This window comes from Pedobacter borealis DSM 19626, from assembly GCF_000708285.2.
Classification (GTDB): Bacteria; Bacteroidota; Bacteroidia; order Sphingobacteriales; family Sphingobacteriaceae; genus Pedobacter; species Pedobacter borealis.
This window is the reverse complement of the sequence record NZ_JAUG01000211.1, coordinates 1-469: the sequence shown is the minus strand read 5'-3', so window position 1 is coordinate 469 and position 469 is coordinate 1. Positions and strand designations below refer to the sequence as shown.

Genomic DNA, 469 nt, shown 5'->3' with positions numbered 1-469 from the left:
TCCAGGCACAACAAAAGAACGGGTCTGTAAAAGGTATGGTGATAGACACTGCGCTGAAACAACAAGCTATTGCCAGTGCAACGATCACCATCCTTAAAAGAAGTGATTCGTCGTTGGTAAGCTTTACCATTACAGATGCCGAAGGTCGTTTTGAAATGACGGGCATCCCCATAGGCGATTACCGCCTGCTCATTACCCATGTAAACTACCACAGTGCCAGCCGTAATTTTATACTCAGTGATGAAAAGAAATATGCAGACATCGGCCGGATCATTGTGCATGATAAAAGTACTGCACTTAAGTAATTTACGAATACAGCAACAAATATAAAGGAGCATCAGTTTCTTCATCCATTTCAAGTGGAGGTGCTGTTAGTAGTGTGAATGCACTACAAGCCCCACCACAAAAGTACGAACTGTTGTTCGGCAATAACAAAATGACCTGGAATAAAAAGGAGGAGGACCAGCGC

At 43.3% G+C, this 469-nt stretch carries 1 protein-coding gene; it reads left to right on the top strand.

The window, feature by feature from the left end; all coding sequences use genetic code 11:
* Positions 1-305: carboxypeptidase-like regulatory domain-containing protein (locus AW17_RS23450; RefSeq protein WP_036670886.1), on the top strand; the 305-nt coding region annotated here is incomplete at its 5' end.
* Positions 306-469: the final 164 nt, after the last annotated feature.